This window comes from Neisseria flavescens, from assembly GCF_005221285.1.
GTDB classification, from domain to species: domain Bacteria; phylum Pseudomonadota; class Gammaproteobacteria; order Burkholderiales; family Neisseriaceae; genus Neisseria; species Neisseria flavescens.
In genome coordinates this window covers 833,707-849,126 of record NZ_CP039886.1, presented here as the reverse complement: position 1 = coordinate 849,126, position 15,420 = coordinate 833,707, and the positions used below count along the sequence as shown (strand labels likewise).

At 47.8% G+C, this 15,420-nt stretch carries 14 protein-coding genes and 1 pseudogene; 5 read left to right on the top strand and 10 right to left on the bottom strand.

Translation table 11 applies throughout. The annotated features are described in order from the left end of the window. Positions 1-128 precede the first annotated feature (128 nt). From mpl to FAH67_RS12040, 6 genes are all read right to left on the bottom strand, one after another. Entirely contained in the window at positions 129-1,505 is a 1,377-nt protein-coding gene (mpl, locus tag FAH67_RS04365; RefSeq protein WP_112890787.1) for a UDP-N-acetylmuramate:L-alanyl-gamma-D-glutamyl-meso-diaminopimelate ligase, read from the bottom strand. Positions 1,506-1,921: 416 nt separating this feature from the next. Continuing rightward, on the bottom strand, positions 1,922-2,260 hold the full coding sequence (locus FAH67_RS04360; protein ID WP_003683576.1) for a P-II family nitrogen regulator: 339 nt from the start codon (positions 2,258-2,260) through the stop codon (positions 1,922-1,924). 89 nt (positions 2,261-2,349) lie between these two features. Continuing rightward, positions 2,350-4,134 (bottom strand): dihydrolipoyl dehydrogenase, encoded by a 1,785-nt coding sequence (lpdA, locus tag FAH67_RS04355; protein ID WP_003679166.1) that lies wholly within the window; start codon positions 4,132-4,134, stop codon positions 2,350-2,352. A gap of 77 nt (positions 4,135-4,211) precedes the next feature. Beyond that, positions 4,212-5,819 (bottom strand): dihydrolipoyllysine-residue acetyltransferase, encoded by a 1,608-nt coding sequence (gene aceF, locus FAH67_RS04350; protein ID WP_003679167.1) that lies wholly within the window; start codon positions 5,817-5,819, stop codon positions 4,212-4,214. A gap of 145 nt (positions 5,820-5,964) precedes the next feature. After that, positions 5,965-8,628 carry a pyruvate dehydrogenase (acetyl-transferring), homodimeric type gene (gene aceE, locus FAH67_RS04345; RefSeq protein WP_039863501.1) on the bottom strand — a complete coding sequence of 888 codons (2,664 nt, stop codon included), beginning with the start codon at positions 8,626-8,628 and terminating at the stop codon, positions 5,965-5,967. A gap of 623 nt (positions 8,629-9,251) precedes the next feature. Further along, the gene (locus FAH67_RS12040; RefSeq protein WP_003679175.1) at positions 9,252-9,428 is read right to left on the bottom strand and encodes an SEL1-like repeat protein; all 177 of its coding nucleotides are present in this window, start codon (positions 9,426-9,428) and stop codon (positions 9,252-9,254) included. Positions 9,429-9,673: 245 nt separating this feature from the next. Between FAH67_RS12040 and FAH67_RS04335 the strand changes: the two are divergent. Both FAH67_RS04335 and FAH67_RS04330 read left to right on the top strand, forming a co-directional pair. Further along, positions 9,674-9,796, top strand: a pseudogene (locus FAH67_RS04335) (HNH endonuclease); the annotation flags it as partial. Positions 9,797-9,798: 2 nt separating this feature from the next. Next, positions 9,799-10,197 (top strand): hypothetical protein, encoded by a 399-nt coding sequence (locus tag FAH67_RS04330; RefSeq protein ID WP_039863502.1) that lies wholly within the window; start codon positions 9,799-9,801, stop codon positions 10,195-10,197. Between the two features lie 163 nt (positions 10,198-10,360). Here the strand turns inward: FAH67_RS04330 and FAH67_RS12310 are convergent, their stop codons facing one another. Beyond that, entirely contained in the window at positions 10,361-10,516 is a 156-nt protein-coding gene (locus tag FAH67_RS12310; RefSeq protein WP_003679181.1) for a hypothetical protein, read from the bottom strand. Between the two features lie 203 nt (positions 10,517-10,719). Here FAH67_RS12310 and FAH67_RS11770 point away from each other — a divergent pair, with 203 nt between their 5' ends. Beyond that, a complete protein-coding gene (locus tag FAH67_RS11770) occupies positions 10,720-10,965 on the top strand; it encodes a hypothetical protein (RefSeq protein ID WP_172459144.1) in 246 nt (81 codons plus the stop codon). A gap of 155 nt (positions 10,966-11,120) precedes the next feature. On the opposite strand, the gene yhbY is transcribed toward FAH67_RS11770, so the two are convergent. Then, on the bottom strand, positions 11,121-11,408 hold the full coding sequence (yhbY, locus tag FAH67_RS04315; protein WP_039863504.1) for a ribosome assembly RNA-binding protein YhbY: 288 nt from the start codon (positions 11,406-11,408) through the stop codon (positions 11,121-11,123). Positions 11,409-11,519: 111 nt separating this feature from the next. Here yhbY and FAH67_RS04310 point away from each other — a divergent pair, with 111 nt between their 5' ends. Both FAH67_RS04310 and ftsH read left to right on the top strand, forming a co-directional pair. Next, positions 11,520-12,140 (top strand): RlmE family RNA methyltransferase, encoded by a 621-nt coding sequence (locus tag FAH67_RS04310; protein ID WP_003679189.1) that lies wholly within the window; start codon positions 11,520-11,522, stop codon positions 12,138-12,140. A 70-nt stretch (positions 12,141-12,210) separates the two neighbouring features. Continuing rightward, complete coding sequence (gene ftsH, locus FAH67_RS04305; protein WP_003679192.1) at positions 12,211-14,172, top strand: ATP-dependent zinc metalloprotease FtsH; 1,962 nt, start codon at positions 12,211-12,213, stop codon at positions 14,170-14,172. Between the two features lie 103 nt (positions 14,173-14,275). Here the strand turns inward: ftsH and tpx are convergent, their stop codons facing one another. Then, a complete protein-coding gene (gene tpx, locus FAH67_RS04300) occupies positions 14,276-14,770 on the bottom strand; it encodes a thiol peroxidase (protein WP_003679194.1) in 495 nt (164 codons plus the stop codon). Positions 14,771-14,812: 42 nt separating this feature from the next. Next, positions 14,813-15,352: a hypothetical protein gene (locus FAH67_RS04295; protein WP_003679195.1), complete on the bottom strand. Its 540-nt coding sequence runs from the start codon at positions 15,350-15,352 to the stop codon at positions 14,813-14,815. Positions 15,353-15,420: the final 68 nt, after the last annotated feature.

Here is a 15,420-nt window from a genome sequence, read left to right as displayed (position 1 = left end):
ATAACCAAACCTGATTCGCCGGAAATATCGGTTTTTCCCCATCTCATTACTTCACAACCAAAAGGCCGTCTGAAAACCAAATTCCGGTTTTCAGACGGCCTCAATCATTCAAAACTTTCAATAAACCATTATTTCAACGCTTCCAGCAGCTTTCCGTGTATTCCGCCGAAACCGCCATTGCTCATGACCAAAATATGGTCACCGGCTTCGGCATTTTTCACGATTTCGGCAACAAAGGCATCGAAGTCTTTGCCGACGTGCAGCTTGCCGCCCAAAGGTGCGAGGGCTTCGGCGACGTCCCAGTCCACGCCGCCGGCGTAGCAGAACACTTGGTCGGCATCTTTGAGGCTTTCGGGCAGGGCAGCTTTCATGGTGCCGAGTTTCATGGTGTTGGAACGCGGCTCGAGGACGGCGAGGATGCGGGCGTTTCCGACGCGCTGGCGCAGGCCTTCGATGGTGGTTTCGATGGCGGTCGGATGGTGGGCAAAGTCGTCGTAAACGGTGATGCCGTTCACCGTGCCTTTGATTTCCATGCGGCGTTTGACGTTTTTAAACGCGCTCAAGGCTTCGCAGGCCGTCTGAATATCGACGCCGGCATGGCGTGCGGCGGCGATGACGGCGAGCGCGTTCATGCGGTTGTGTCCGCCCATCAAATCCCAAGCGACGTGTCCGGCTTTTTTGCCGTCAAGCAACACATCAAACGAGCCGTCGGCATTGACTTCACCGACCTGCCAGCCGTGTTCCGTGCCGAATTTTTCCACCGGCGTCCAGCAGCCTTTGTCCAAAGTGTCTTGCAGGCTTTGCTGCTGTCCGTTGCAGACGATTAAGCCTTCAGACGGTACGGTGCGCACGAGGTGGTGGAACTGGGTCTGTATCGCGCCTAAGTCGGCAAAGATGTCGGCGTGGTCGAATTCCAGATTGTTCAACACGGCGGTACGCGGACGGTAATGCACGAATTTGGAGCGTTTGTCGAAAAAGGCAGTGTCGTATTCGTCGGCTTCGATAACGAAAAACGGCGACTTGCTGTTCGAGTCTTGACGTGGCGTTTGCGGCAGACGGGCGGAAACGCTGAAGTTTTCCGGTACGCCGCCAATCAGGAAGCCCGGCGCGAGTCCGGCATATTCCAAGACCCAGGCGAGCATGGAGGCGGTGGTCGTTTTGCCGTGTGTGCCGGCTACGCCGAGTACCCAATGATGGTGTAATACGTTTTCAGCAAGCCATTGCGGGCCGGAAATATAAGGCAGGCCTTTGTTCAAAATCGCTTCAACTACATCCATGCCGCGTTTGGCAACATTACCGATAACGTAAATATCGGCTTTAAATTCGTCTAATTGAGCGGCATCAAAACCTTCGTGTACGTCAATGCCCAAGGCTTCAAGCTGGGTACTCATCGGCGGATACATCTTCGCGTCGCAACCGCTGACTTTAAAACCTGCTTCTTTGGCAATAGCCGCTACGCCGCCCATAAATGTGCCGCCGATACCGATAATGTGGATGTGTTTCATGATAAGACTGTCTTGGGAATGAATTAATTTTAAAGCCGTCATTATAACGGAGTTTGGATAAAGGGGTCGTCTGAAAAGTAAAGCGGCAATAAGAATGGGGGAGAGATAGATGCTTTGAAAGTAGGCGGAAAAAATCTGCTCGAATTTCTTAATGCTTGATGGCGTGGGATTTTGGGTAGATTGAGCCTAAGTCAATCATAGAAAACTGATACATAAAATGCCGCTTGAGTGATAAGCGGCATTTTTATTATCTATGGTTTCTATGTTTATTCATGTAGATAGTGATGGTTTTGGATCTTAGAAAAGTTGTGGCTGTAATTGTGAAAATAATGCCGTCTGAAAAATAAGTCCTGAGCAAACCACGCTACGACTTATTTTTTCAGACGGCATTTGTATTCTGTATTTTGCGATTTCTATTAAAGCGCTGCTTCTGAGCGTTCTCCTGTACGGATACGGATGGCTTCTTCAACCGGATAAATGAAGATTTTACCGTCACCGATTTTGCCGGAATGTGCGGTTTCTAAAATGGCGTCAACAGCCTGATCGACTTTGTCGTCAGCCAATACCAATTCAATTTTTACTTTAGGCAGAAAATCGACTGCGTATTCCGCGCCGCGATAAATTTCCGTATGGCCTTTTTGGCGGCCGAAGCCTTTGACTTCGCTGACGGTCATGCCGGTAATGCCGATTTCAGTCAGGATTTCGCGTACATCGTCGAGTTTGAAAGGTTTGATAATAGCTTCGATTTTTTTCATATTGAGTCTCCTTGTTTGCGAAAAGGCCGTCTGAAACATTCAGACGGCCTTTGTTCCATCAAGTTCGTTCAAATTTTATTTGAGTGAACTTATTTCTTTTTCTGAGCAGGCAGGTCGGTACATACGCCCAATGCCACTTCCGCAGCCATACCGATGGATTCGCCAAGGGTTGGGTGTGGGTGGATGGTTTTGCCGATGTCGGCCGCGTCGCAGCCCATTTCGATGGCCAAGCAGACTTCGCCGATCATGTCGCCGCCGTTAGGACCGACGATACCGCCACCGATGATGCGGCCGGTTTCAGCATCAAAAATCAGCTTAGTGAAACCATTGTCGCAACCGTTGGCAATCGCACGGCCGGAAGCAGCCCATGGGAAGTTGGCTTTGGTGATTTTGCGGCCGGAGGCTTTGGCAGACAACTCGGTTTCGCCCACCCATGCCACTTCAGGAGAAGTGTAAGCAACGCCCGGAATAACGCGTGCGTCGAAGTAGGCTTTGTGGCCGGCGCAGTTTTCAGCGGCAACGTGGCCTTCGTGAACGGCTTTGTGCGCCAGCATAGGCTGACCGACGATATCGCCGATAGCGTAGATGTGCGGCACGTTGGTACGCATTTGTTTGTCCACTTCGATGAAGCCGCGATCGGTTACGGCAACGCCTGCTTTTTCCGCGCTGATGAGTTTGCCGTTGGGCGCGCGGCCGGCAGCAACCAATACGGCATCGTAGCGTTGCGGCTCTTTCGGTGCGTTCGCACCTTCAAAGGTAACGTAAACGCCGTCTTCTTTAGGCTCGACGGCAACAGTTTTGGTGTTGATCATGATGTTGTCAAAACGGTATTCGTTTTGTTTTTGCCATACTTTCACTAAGTCGCGGTCTGCGCCTTGCATCAGGCCGTCCATCATTTCAACAACATCCAGGCGAGAACCCAGCGTGCTGTAAACCGTACCCATTTCGAGACCGATAATACCGCCACCGATAATCAGCAGTTTGCCCGGTACTTCTTTCAGAGCCAATGCGCCGCTGGAGTCGAAAATTCGAGGATCTTCAGGGATGAAAGGCAGTTTGGTTACGCGGCTGCCTGCTGCAATAATACAGTTTTTGAAGGCAACGATTTTTTTCTCGCCGGTAGGCGTAGCTTGTTCGTACACTTCGCTGGATGTCAAAGAAACTTCCAAGTGGTGTGGATCCAAGAATTGGCCGTCGCCTTGGATAACGTCCACTTTACGGCCTTTCGCCATACCGGCCAAACCGCCGGTCAGGCGGGAAACCACGCCGTCTTTGTAGGCGCGCAGCATATCGATATCAAGTTCCGGCTCGGGGTATTTGATACCGTTGGCAGCCAAGTGGCGCACTTCGTCGATAACGGCGGCATTGTGTAACAGGGCTTTGGAAGGGATACAGCCGACGTTCAGGCAAACGCCGCCCAAAGTTTTGTAACGTTCAACGATGGCAACTTTCAAGCCTTCATCGGCAGCGGCAAATGCAGCAGAATAACCGCCGGGGCCGCCGCCCAATACGACCACGTCGTACTCGGCATCGGCAGAACCGCCGAATTGAGCAGCTTGAGGAGCTGGAGCGGCTGCTTTAGGTGCTTCTTGTGTAGGAGCGGCAGGCGTTTCGGCTTTAGGAGAGGCAGCTGCACCTTCGGCCTCAACGACAACAATCAAACCGCCTTCGGAGATTTTGTCGCCGACTTTAACTTTAACTTCTTTGACTACGCCTGCAACTTCGGCAGGTACGTCCATAGTCGCTTTATCGGTTTCCAAAGTAATCAGGGTATCGTCCACAGCAATGGTATCGCCCACATTTACTTCAACCGCAATAATATCTACATTTTCGTGACCGCCGATGTCGGGCACTTTCAATTCAACTAAGCTCATGTCTAATCTTTCTGAATGATGTTCGGACTTCTTTTTTCAGACGGCCTTTTTATTCAGGCCGTCTGAAAATGCTCGGATTACAGAGTAATGCGGCGGAAGTCTTTCAACAGGTTAGCCAGGAATACGGTGAAGCGCATACCGGCAGCACCGTCGATGACACGGTGGTCAAAGGACAGGCTCAACGGGCACATCAGGCGAGGAGCAAATTCTTTGCCGTTCCAAACCGGTTTGATTTGGGATTTGCACACGCCCAAGATAGCAACTTCAGGAGCATTCACAATCGGCGTGAAGCCTGTACCGCCGATACCGCCCAAGCTGGAAATGGTAAAGCATGCGCCTTGCATTTCTTGTGGTTTGAGCTTGCCTTCGCGGGCTTTTTTAGACAATTCGGTCAACTCTTGGCTGATTTGTTTCAAGCCTTTTTGATCTACGTCTTTAATCACTGGAACAACCAAGCCGTTTGGCGTGTCTGCTGCGAAACCGATGTTGAAGTAGTTTTTCAGCACCAAGTTGTCGCCATCCAGAGAAGCATTGAATTCAGGGAAGGCTTTCAGCGCAGCAACAGAGGCTTTGATAATGAACGCCAATGGGGACAGTTTCACGCCTTCGCGTTCCCATTCTTTGTTCAGTTGTTTGCGGAATTCTTCCAATTCGGTCATGTCCGCTTCTTCGTGTACGGTAACGTGAGGAATCACAACCCAGTTGCGGGACAGGTTTTGACCGGAGATTTTCTTAATGCGAGACAGTTCTTTAACTTCGACATTGCCGAATTTAGAGAAGTCCACTTTAGGCCATGGCAACAAGTCCAGACCGCCGCCCAAAGAAGCAGCGGCAGGTTTGCCTGCACCGCTTTGCATAACGGATTTAACGAAGGCTTTAACGTCTTCGCCCATGATACGGCCTTTCAGACCGGTACCTTTAACTTGACCCAAGTCCACGCCCAATTCGCGCGCCAGTTTGCGTGCGGAAGGACCTGCATGAGCTTTTGCGAATGCAGCTTCGTCGATTTTGGCAGCAGCAGGTGCAGCAGGTGCAGGCGCGGCGGCCGGAGCGGCAGGAGTCGGAGCGGCAGCCGGTGCAGGTGCGGCAGCTTGAGCGGCAGGAGCCGGAGCTGCTGCGGCAGAGCCGGCGGTTTCTACCTCGATAATAGCAGAGCCTTCGGATACTTTGTCGCCGACTTTCAGGAATACGGCTTTAACGACACCGGCGGCGGTACAAGGTACGTCCATTGTCGCTTTGTCGGTTTCCAAAGTAATCAGGGTGTCGTCAACGGCAACAGTGTCACCAACTTTAATTTCAACGGCAATAACGTCTACGTCAGAGTGGCCGCCGATATCCGGTACAACAACTTGTACGGTAGCGCCACCGGCAGGAGCAGCTGCAGGCGCAGCAGCTGGAGCAGCAGGGGCTTCTGCTGCAGGAGCAGGAGCGGCATCAGCAGCGGCAGCACCGGTTTCAACGGTCAGAATAACGCCGCCTTCAGAGATTTTATCGCCCACTTTAACTTTAACTTCTTTAACAACACCGGCTGCATCAGCAGGTACGTCCATAGTGGCTTTGTCGGTTTCCAACGTAATCAGGGTGTCGTCAACGGCAATAGTGTCGCCTACTTTAACTTCTACAGCGATGATGTCGACGTTTTCATGACCGCCGATATCAGGGACTTTGATTTCTACGATACTCATTTGAGTTCCTTTAATATTTTCAGTTTGATGCCGTCTGAAAATTTGTTTCACACGGCATCGGTACAGTTTGTTCAAACCATTCAAGCATTCGGTTTTCAGACGGCCTGATGTCTGAATGAAGCAAACAGGCCGTCTGAAACATCAATTAGCGTTTCCAGCTAGGAGCTGAATCGGCTTTGATACCATATTTTTCAATGGCTTGTTGAACGGTTTCTTTGCTGACTTTGCCTTGATCGGCCAATGCGCTCAATGCAGCAACGGCAACGTTGTAGCGGTCAACTTCGAAGAAGCTACGCAGGTTGGCACGGCTGTCGGAGCGGCCGAAGCCGTCAGTACCCAAGACGTGGTAGTCGTTAGGGATGTAGGCACGGATGCGGTCGGCATAGCTACGGATATAGTCGGTAGCGGCAATCACCGGGCCGTCATGACCTTGCAGTTGAGAAGTAACAAACGGTACTTTTGCAGTTTCCAAAGGATTCAGGCGGTTGAAACGTTCTGCTTCGACAGCGTCGCGATGCAACAGGTTGAAAGATGGGCAAGACCAGATGTCTGCTTCTACGCCGAAGTCGGCTTTCAGCAGATCGGCACCGGCAATCACTTCTTGCAGGATGGTACCGGAACCCATCAGTTGGACTTTCTTGTCACCTTTGCCGCCGGCTTTCAGCAAGTACATACCTTTGAGGATGTCTTGTTCCGCACCTTCCGGCATATCCGGGTGAGCGTAGTTCTCGTTCATCAGGGTGATGTAGTAGAACACGTCTTCATTATTGGCATACATACGGCGCAGACCGTCTTGTACGATGACGGCGACTTCGTATTGGAAGGTCGGGTCGTAAGAAACGCAGTTCGGAATCAAATCTGCTTGAATATGGCTGTGGCCGTCTTCGTGTTGCAGACCTTCTCCGTTCAGCGTCGTACGGCCGGCAGTACCGCCCAACAGGAAGCCGCGTGCGTGCATATCGCCTGCCGCCCAAGCCAAGTCGCCGATACGTTGGAAACCGAACATAGAGTAGTAGATGTAGAACGGAATCATCGCAAAGTCGCTGTTGGCGTAGCTGGTCGCAGCCGCAATCCAGTCGGCCATCGCGCCCGGCTCGTTAATACCTTCTTGCAAGATTTGACCGTCGACGGATTCTTTATAGAACATCAGTTGGTCTTTATCTTGAGGGGTATATTGTTGGCCTTTAGGATTCCAAATACCGTATTGGCGGAACATACCTTCCATACCGAAAGTACGGCTTTCGTCAGGAACGATAGGTACAACGCGCTTGCCGATTTTTTTGTCTTTCAACAGAGTAGACAGGATGCGTACGAAAGCCATAGTGGTTGAGAATTCACGGTCACCGCTGGATTTCAGTTGAGCATCAAATGCAGACAGTTCAGGAACTTCCAGAACGTCTTGGGTGGGGTTGCGTTGAGGCAGATAGCCACCCAAAGATTCGCGGCGTGCGTGCAGGTATTTGTATTCTTCGCTGTCGGGGGCAAAGGTCAGGTAAGGCAGGTCGCCGCTGTCGATTTGCTCGTCGGTAACAGGAATGTCAAAGCGGTCGCGGAATTGTTTCAGAGACGCTTTGTCCATTTTTTTGGCTTGGTGGGCAACGTTTTGACCTTCTCCGGATGCGCCCATACCGTAACCTTTAATGGTTTTCGCCAAGATGACGGTAGGTTTGCCGTCTGCATGGTTCGCTGCACGGTCGTAAGCGTTGTACACTTTTTGCGGGTCGTGGCCGCCACGGTTCAATGCCCAAATTTCGTCATCGGTCATATCGGCGACCAATGCTTTCAGTTCGGGCGTATTGAAGAAGTGTTCGCGAACGTATGCACCGTCTTTGGATTTATAAGTTTGGTAGTCACCATCCAAACATTCTTCCATGCGTTTGCGCAGGATGCCGTCTTTGTCTTTAGCCAAGAGGCGGTCCCAACGGCGACCCCAGATGACTTTGACGACATTCCAACCGGCGCCGGCAAAGTTGCCTTCCAATTCTTGAATGATTTTGCCGTTACCGCGTACCGGACCGTCCAAACGTTGCAGGTTACAGTTGATGACGAATACCAAGTTGTCCAAGCCTTCGCGTGAAGCCAGAGCAATAGCACCTTGGCTTTCAGGTTCGTCCATCTCGCCGTCGCCACAGAATACCCATACTTTACGGCCTTTGGTTTTAGCCAGACCGCGAGATTCCAAGTATTTCAGGAAGCGTGCCTGGTAGATTGCCATCAATGGGCCAAGACCCATAGATACAGTTGGGAATTGCCAGAAGTCAGGCAACAGGTGAGGGTGAGGGTAAGAAGGCAGGCCTTTACCGTCAACTTCTTGACGGAAGTTGTTCAATTGGTCTTCGGTCAGGCGGCCTTCGACAAAGGCGCGGGCATAGATGCCCGGGGAGGCGTGTCCTTGGAAAAAGACCAAATCGCCTTCTTCGCCTTCGCCTTTGGCTTTCCAGAAGTGGTTGAAGCCGACTTCGTACATGGTGGCGGCAGATTGGAAAGATGCGATGTGCCCACCCAGCTCCAAATCTTTCTTGCCGGCGCGCAATACGATGGCGGCGGCGTTCCAGCGCACGAATGCGCGGATGCGGTGTTCGATGTTTTGGTCGCCAGGGATGCCTTTTTCGTCTTCAACGGAAACGGTGTTCAAGTATGGAGTAGTGGTGCCGTGAGGCATACGGATGCCTTTATCACGGCTGTATTTGACCAAACTTTCCAGCAGGTATTGGGCGCGCTCGCTGCCTTCATATTCTAAAACAGAGCTTAACGCGTCTAACCATTCTTTGGTTTCAATTGGGTCAACATCGTGTAATTGGGTGGACATAATATCTATCCTTGTGTTGAGTGTTTTTCAATGACGGAGTATTACTCCGATATTTTCGTTTGCGAACAGATGTGAGTTAAAAACGAAAATTCCTAGAGTCAAATCCGAAAAAGTTTTAATTACTGAAATATTTTCAATACGTTATAACCATTGATGAAAAATCAGAAAGAATTGAACTTTTTGCGAATTGGCTAACCTGCAAATGCTATCAGTAATTGGGCAAACTGGCAAATCATGCTGTAGATATTGATAGGATGTAGAGGTTGGAATTAGGATTTTTTAAAAGAGTTATGGAACTTGTTTTTAAATCGAGATATTAAGTGAATACAGTAAAAAAAGCATCAGATATTTGAGAAAGTTTATTCGAATACGAAAAAATATTTTTCAAATTTTGTTGTAAATTGAAAATTTGGATTGGATTTAGGGTTTGAAAGGGAAGATTTTGATTATCTGATTCTTTACAAAGAGAATAGGCCGTCTGAAGACTTTAAAGAGATTAAGAGGGAATGGGATTTGAAGATGACGATTATTGAGGAAGGGTGAATGAAAAAATGACATGTACAGGCTGTTTAGTTTAGCTCTGACATGTCATTTATGTAGGAAGTTAGAATTTTAGACGGCCTTTAAGCAGCAGAGGTTTTTTGAGCGAATTGTTTCCATTGAGCCAAAAGCTCTTTAAGAACGTCTTGCTGTTCATGTCCATGTTGGATGGCTTCTTGCAGCCAGAAACAAGCACTATTGATGTCTTTTTCTACACCCATACCGTGATAATACAGGCAGGCAAGATTATATTGAGCCATCGTGTCTCTTTGTTTGGCCGCTGCTTCAAACTATTTTGCAGCTTGGGCATAGTCGACAGGTACACCTTATCCACTGTAATACATCATGCCAAGATTGGTTTGGGATTTGCTGTGCCCACGTTCTGCGGATTGGTGGTATAAATCCAGTGCTTCAGTGTAATTTTGTTGGCGTTTTAAGCAATAGTGCGCTGCAAATGCCAGCTTGTACAAACGTTCAGCCTCCTGACGTTGGAGGGAGATTTCTTTCGTCAATACCGGATTATACTTGGCATCATCATCAGGATACCGGACGTATGCAGCTTGTACCTGAAGAAAAACATTCACCGACCGGGCATATCGGCAGTAGGGCAATGGATAAAGGAAAATGATTATGTTGGGGCTTACACGGAACAATTGTTATGATTTGGGATTTGCTATATTGTGTTATGAATGCAATGCAGCCGACAAAAAAGAATTCTTGGATTGGTTATATGGAATTGTCAGGACTGTCCCTGTCGAAAGTTTTCCAAGGTATCTGATAGAGTTAATAGATTGTTTGGAATCAGATGATTGTTCTATAAATATATACGATATTATTGGCTTTGTTCCAACTACCGGTATGACGAAAAAGGAAAAAGATGCCGTATATGGCATTACCTATATACGGAATCAAGAGTTTTATGATATTCCGATTACCAGGGAGAAGGCGTTAAAAGCCTTAGAAAAACATCCTGAAATTTATCAGAAGTTTCAGCATTTCTTCCCATTTGTAGAACTGCCTCCGCTTTAAACAGTCAAAATGCCGTCTGAAATGATATTCGGCGTTCAGACGGCATTTTTTGATACAAAGCAGGTAACCAAAAGAGTGTTTGACGGCAAAGGAAGATAATTATGTGGAAAATTATAAAAGAGGATAGTAATGATTTAGGATTCGCAATTAAATGCTTATTCTCTCAATCTATTGATTTAAATGAATTCAAAAGCTCATAGTTTTGCTGGTTATTCAATGCGCTGTCAGACAGAAGTTTTTGGTAAGCGACAAGATTACCTAAATCAGCCGAGCGTTGATAATATTGACGCGCGGTGTCTGCATCAACTGCTTGTCCCAATCCGTAGCGATAGATATCACCTAAAAGGCGCAATCCTTCCGGATCATTTTGATCCGCAGCAAATTTAGCGTGCTGATAGGCCTTTTGAGGAGCTCGTTAGGTATTTTTGCCCAAAAGATAGATTTCGGCAAGTGCTACATGCGCGTTGCTGTCACCTTGTTCGGCAGCTTTTTCAAACCATTTCAGTGCTTCAGCAGGATTTGATGCGGCTAAGAGTTCTGCAAGAGAAGTTTGCGCTGGAACAATGTCGTACTTCCGTGGCCGAAGCAATGCGCCCCACCAATCCGTCCTGTGCGGCACGTTTGGCCAGCGCAGCGAAATGGCGCACCAGCAGGAACAGCAGCATTTCGCGCTCTTCCGGTTTTTTCCCGCGCTTCCGCCTTGGTGTTCTTGGCATCTTCGTGGGCGAAAACGAAGCCGTTTTTCACCATATCGCGGTCTTGGTATGATTTTGTAATTTTGAGGTTATTTACAAAAACAGGCAACCGTATTTGTATTTTTATACTTAGAATAATGGAATAATTTGTTTTATGCTGCATAAATACAACAGAAGGATATGATAAAGTAGATTGAGAAAATACTTCTGCTGTTTATTCGGTTTAAATTATTCATCGTCCGGTTTTTTACGCCACAAAACAAGTAATTTGCCGATATGTTGCACCAGTTGAGCCCCCAGTGTTTCACACAGGGCATTGCAAATTTCAATACGTTCGGCGCGATCATCGCCAAAAACACGGACTTTAATCAATTCATGCGCTGTCAATGCGGCATCGGTTTCTTTGATGACTGAGTCGGTCAAGCCTTGTTGGCCAACCATAACGACAGGGTGAAGGTGGTGTGCTTGGGCTTTCAAGGCCAAAATTTCTTTGGTGCTTAATTTGTTGTCGCTCATATTAATAAGTATCCAATTAAAAAGTATAATGGCCATATTGTACGCGATTTAGAACATTTACGGGGGAAATAACGTACAATACTGATTTTAACTTAAGCATTTCAAATCAAGATGGCTGTACGCTCAAAATCTTCAAAAGCATGGCTGCATGAGCACGTCAACGATCATTATGTCCATATGGCACAAAAGGACGGATATCGTGCCAGAGCGGCTTATAAATTATTGGAAATCAATCAAAAAGACAAATTAATCAAACCAGGTACGGTTTTGGCAGATTTGGGCAGCGCTCCGGGAAGTTGGTCACAGGTTGCGGCCAAGCTGGTCGGTAAAACAGGGGCAGTGTTTGCTTTGGATATTTTGCCGATGGATGCTATTGAAGGCGTGTCGTTTATTCAGGGCGACTTTAGGGAAGATGCTGTTTTGGAGCAGTTTGAAGCCTTATTGGATAATCGTCCGTTAGACCTTGTAATCTGTGATATGGCACCCAATATGTCAGGCAATGCCGTAACCGACCAGGCACGCAGTTTTTATTTGTGTGAACTGGCTTTGGATTTTGCCTCCCAGCATTTGAAAACCGGAGGCAGTTTTTTAGTGAAGGTGTTTCAAGGCGCGGGTTATCAAGAGTATACGGCGACTATGCATGAAATTTTTGCCAGTGTACAAACTCGAAAGCCGGATGCTTCCCGCAATCGTTCCAGTGAGATTTACCTATTAGGTAAAAATAAACGCTGACAATGTAGGGTGGGTGCTTTAAAATTCTTTCCCTTGATTTTATTTATTTTGTAACCATGGAGCCTGTTCAGTGGGGAATACCATTAAAAACATATTAGTCTGGGTAGTGGGTGGTGCTATGCTTTTAGCAGCATTCAATGCGCTCAGCGATAAGCAGGAAGATAAACAGCAAATCGAATATTCTCAATTTATTCAGCAAGTTAATAGTGGCGAAGTATCCAATGTCAATATTGAAGGATCTGTTTTCAGCGGCTATCTGATTAAAGGTGAGCGCACCGATAAAACTGCCTTCTATACCAATGCGCCTTTGGATGACAACTTGGTTAAAACACTGTTGGACAACAAAGTACGCGTCAAAGTGACTCCGGAAGAAAAACCAAGCATGCTGGCCAGTCTGTTTTACAGCCTGCTGCCTGTTTTGTTGTTGATCGGTGCATGGTTCTACTTCATGCGCATGCAAAGCGGTGGTGGCGGTAAAGGCGGTGCATTCTCTTTTGGTAAGAGCCGTGCACGTTTGTTGGACAAAGATTCCAATAAAGTTACTTTTGCCGATGTTGCCGGTTGTGATGAGGCTAAAGAAGAAGTACAAGAAATCGTGGATTACCTGAAATCGCCTAATCGTTACCAAAGCCTGGGTGGTCGCGTACCGCGCGGTATTTTGTTGGCCGGTAGCCCTGGTACGGGTAAAACATTGCTGGCTAAAGCGATTGCTGGCGAGGCCGGTGTGCCATTCTTCAGTATTTCAGGTTCTGACTTCGTAGAAATGTTTGTCGGTGTCGGTGCGAGCCGTGTCCGCGATATGTTCGAGCAGGCTAAGAAAAACGCGCCATGTATCATCTTTATCGATGAAATTGATGCGGTTGGCCGTCAGCGCGGTGCCGGTTTGGGTGGTGGCAATGATGAGCGTGAGCAAACATTGAACCAATTATTGGTTGAAATGGATGGTTTTGAAAGCAACCAAACCGTTATTGTGATTGCCGCAACCAACCGTCCTGATGTACTTGACCCAGCGTTGCAGCGTCCGGGCCGTTTTGACCGTCAAGTCGTTGTTCCATTGCCTGATATCCGTGGCCGTGAGCAAATCTTGAAAGTACACGCTAAAAAAGTACCTTTGGATGCATCCGTAGATTTGACTTCTTTGGCACGCGGTACACCTGGTTTTTCAGGTGCGGATTTGGCGAACTTGGTCAATGAAGCAGCTTTGTTTGCCGGTCGTCGTAATAAAGTTAAAGTCGATCAAAGCGACTTTGAAGATGCTAAAGACAAAATCTACATGGGTCCGGAGCGTCGCAGCATGGTGATGCACGAAGATGAAAAACGTGCGACAGCCTATCATGAGGCCGGCCATGCAATCGTAGCGGAAAGCCTACCGTTTACCGATCCGGTTCACAAAGTAACGATTATGCCTCGTGGCCGTGCATTGGGTTTGACTTGGCAGCTGCCTGAGCGTGACCGCATCAGTATGTACAAAGACCAAATGCTGAGCCAGCTCTCAATCTTGTTTGGTGGCCGTATTGCTGAAGATATTTTTGTCGGCCGTATTTCTACCGGCGCATCTAACGACTTTGAGCGTGCAACTCAAATGGCACGCGAGATGGTAACGCGTTATGGTATGAGCGACAAAATGGGTGTGATGGTTTATGCTGAGAACGAAGGTGAAGTATTCTTGGGTCGCAGCGTAACCCGTTCTCAAAATATTTCCGAGAAAACCCAACAAGATATCGATGCGGAAATTCGCCGTATTTTGGATGAGCAATACCAAGTGGCTTACAAAATCTTGGATGAAAATCGCGATAAGATGGAAACCATGTGTAAAGCACTGATGGATTGGGAAACCATCGATCGAGACCAAGTTTTGGAAATTATGGCCGGTAAACAACCTAGTCCGCCTAAGGATTACAGCCACAATGTCCGCGATGACAAAGTAGAAGAGCCTGAAGCACCTGTTGCTGAAGCTGCCGAACCTGTTGAGCAAAATGAGGTTCAGAATACTGAGTCAGTAGAAGCAAACAAAACAGATAAATCTGTATAAGGTTTGAAACAGAAAACGGTAGCTTTTAAGCTACCGTTTTTATTTTGAAGATAATCGAAAGGCCGTCTGAAAATTTTCAGACGGCCTGATTTTATTTGGTTAATTACAAAACAGCCAAAGCAGCTTCGTAGTCAGGCTCGTTCGCAATTTCAGATACCAACTCGGCGTGGAGAACTTGGTTTTGCTCGTTCAAAACCACCACTGCACGGGCGGTCAGGCCGCGTAATGGGCTTTCTGTCAGTGTAACACCGTAATCGTTAGAAAAGCTGCTACGGAATGTAGAAAGTGTCACTACATTTTCCAAACCTTCTGCGCCGCAGAAACGGGCTTGTGCAAATGGTAAATCGGCAGAAATGCACAAGACGACGGTATTGTCCAAAGATGAGGCACGTTTGTTGAAAGTGCGGACGGACTGGGCACATACGCCGGTGTCAATGCTGGGGAAGATATTCAACACTTTGCGTTTGCCTGCAAAGTCAGCCAATGATTTCTCAGATAGGTCTGCCGCTACTAATGTGAAATCAGGTGCAACTTGGCCGATGGCAGGCAAATTGCCGTTTGTAGAAATAGGTGAGCCTTGGAAAGTAACTTGAGCCATGATTCAGTCCTTGTGTCAGGGGAAAATAGGATGGTCAGGAGTTTAGTAATGACGACGACGGAAATAGAACATGCCTTCGCTGTCAATTTCTAAAATATAGCGGCCGTTTTGTACGGCGGCATAGCCGCTTTTGCCTTCGGTATAAGGTTGCAAAGCAGCGTGTGAAATCAGATAGTCGGTCAGTTTGCTGCCGTCTTGGGCAATATTGTCCACCATTTTTGCAAAGGTAGTGTGGCAAACTCCGTTGACTGACCAGCCGGCTGAAACGCCTTTTTCATTTTTTTCCATACATTGGCCGTTGATGACTTCTAAGTCGGTAGGGTGTTTGCCAATCAGATTGATGACGCCGCCCTCTATACCGTTAATCGGATATGTGCGTTGTTTTTTACCTTCTTTTGTTTCGCCTTCTTGAGCTGTACCTAAATCCAAACCGGCTATGGTTTGTTCATTGATATATTTAACTTTGAAGGTAGGCTTGGGCGCTTTGCCTGAAGCAGCATCATTGGCTGCTGTATCTTCAGATTTACCACCGCAGGCAGCCAATGAAAGGCTGAGCAAGATAAGGGGGAAGGTTTTTTTCATATGAGAAACCCTAGAAAAACGATTATATTTCAAATGATAAACGATATTATGGCCGTCTGAAATTTTCA

Excerpts from the sequence above, each read along its gene's own strand:
- mpl (WP_112890787.1), bottom strand. The coding sequence starts at position 1,505 with ATGAAACACATCCACATTATCGGTATCGGCGGCACATTTATGGGCGGC.
- FAH67_RS04360 (WP_003683576.1), bottom strand. The coding sequence starts at position 2,260 with ATGAAAAAAATCGAAGCTATTATCAAACCTTTCAAACTCGACGATGTA.
- lpdA (WP_003679166.1), bottom strand. The coding sequence starts at position 4,134 with ATGAGCTTAGTTGAATTGAAAGTGCCCGACATCGGCGGTCACGAAAAT.
- aceF (WP_003679167.1), bottom strand. The coding sequence starts at position 5,819 with ATGAGTATCGTAGAAATCAAAGTCCCTGATATCGGCGGTCATGAAAAC.
- aceE (WP_039863501.1), bottom strand. The coding sequence starts at position 8,628 with ATGTCCACCCAATTACACGATGTTGACCCAATTGAAACCAAAGAATGG.
- FAH67_RS12040 (WP_003679175.1), bottom strand. The coding sequence starts at position 9,428 with ATGGCTCAATATAATCTTGCCTGCCTGTATTATCACGGTATGGGTGTA.
- FAH67_RS04330 (WP_039863502.1), top strand. The coding sequence starts at position 9,799 with ATGTTGGGGCTTACACGGAACAATTGTTATGATTTGGGATTTGCTATA.
- FAH67_RS11770 (WP_172459144.1), top strand. The coding sequence starts at position 10,720 with ATGCGGCTAAGAGTTCTGCAAGAGAAGTTTGCGCTGGAACAATGTCGT.
- yhbY (WP_039863504.1), bottom strand. The coding sequence starts at position 11,408 with ATGAGCGACAACAAATTAAGCACCAAAGAAATTTTGGCCTTGAAAGCC.
- FAH67_RS04310 (WP_003679189.1), top strand. The coding sequence starts at position 11,520 with ATGGCTGTACGCTCAAAATCTTCAAAAGCATGGCTGCATGAGCACGTC.
- tpx (WP_003679194.1), bottom strand. The coding sequence starts at position 14,770 with ATGGCTCAAGTTACTTTCCAAGGCTCACCTATTTCTACAAACGGCAAT.
- FAH67_RS04295 (WP_003679195.1), bottom strand. The coding sequence starts at position 15,352 with ATGAAAAAAACCTTCCCCCTTATCTTGCTCAGCCTTTCATTGGCTGCC.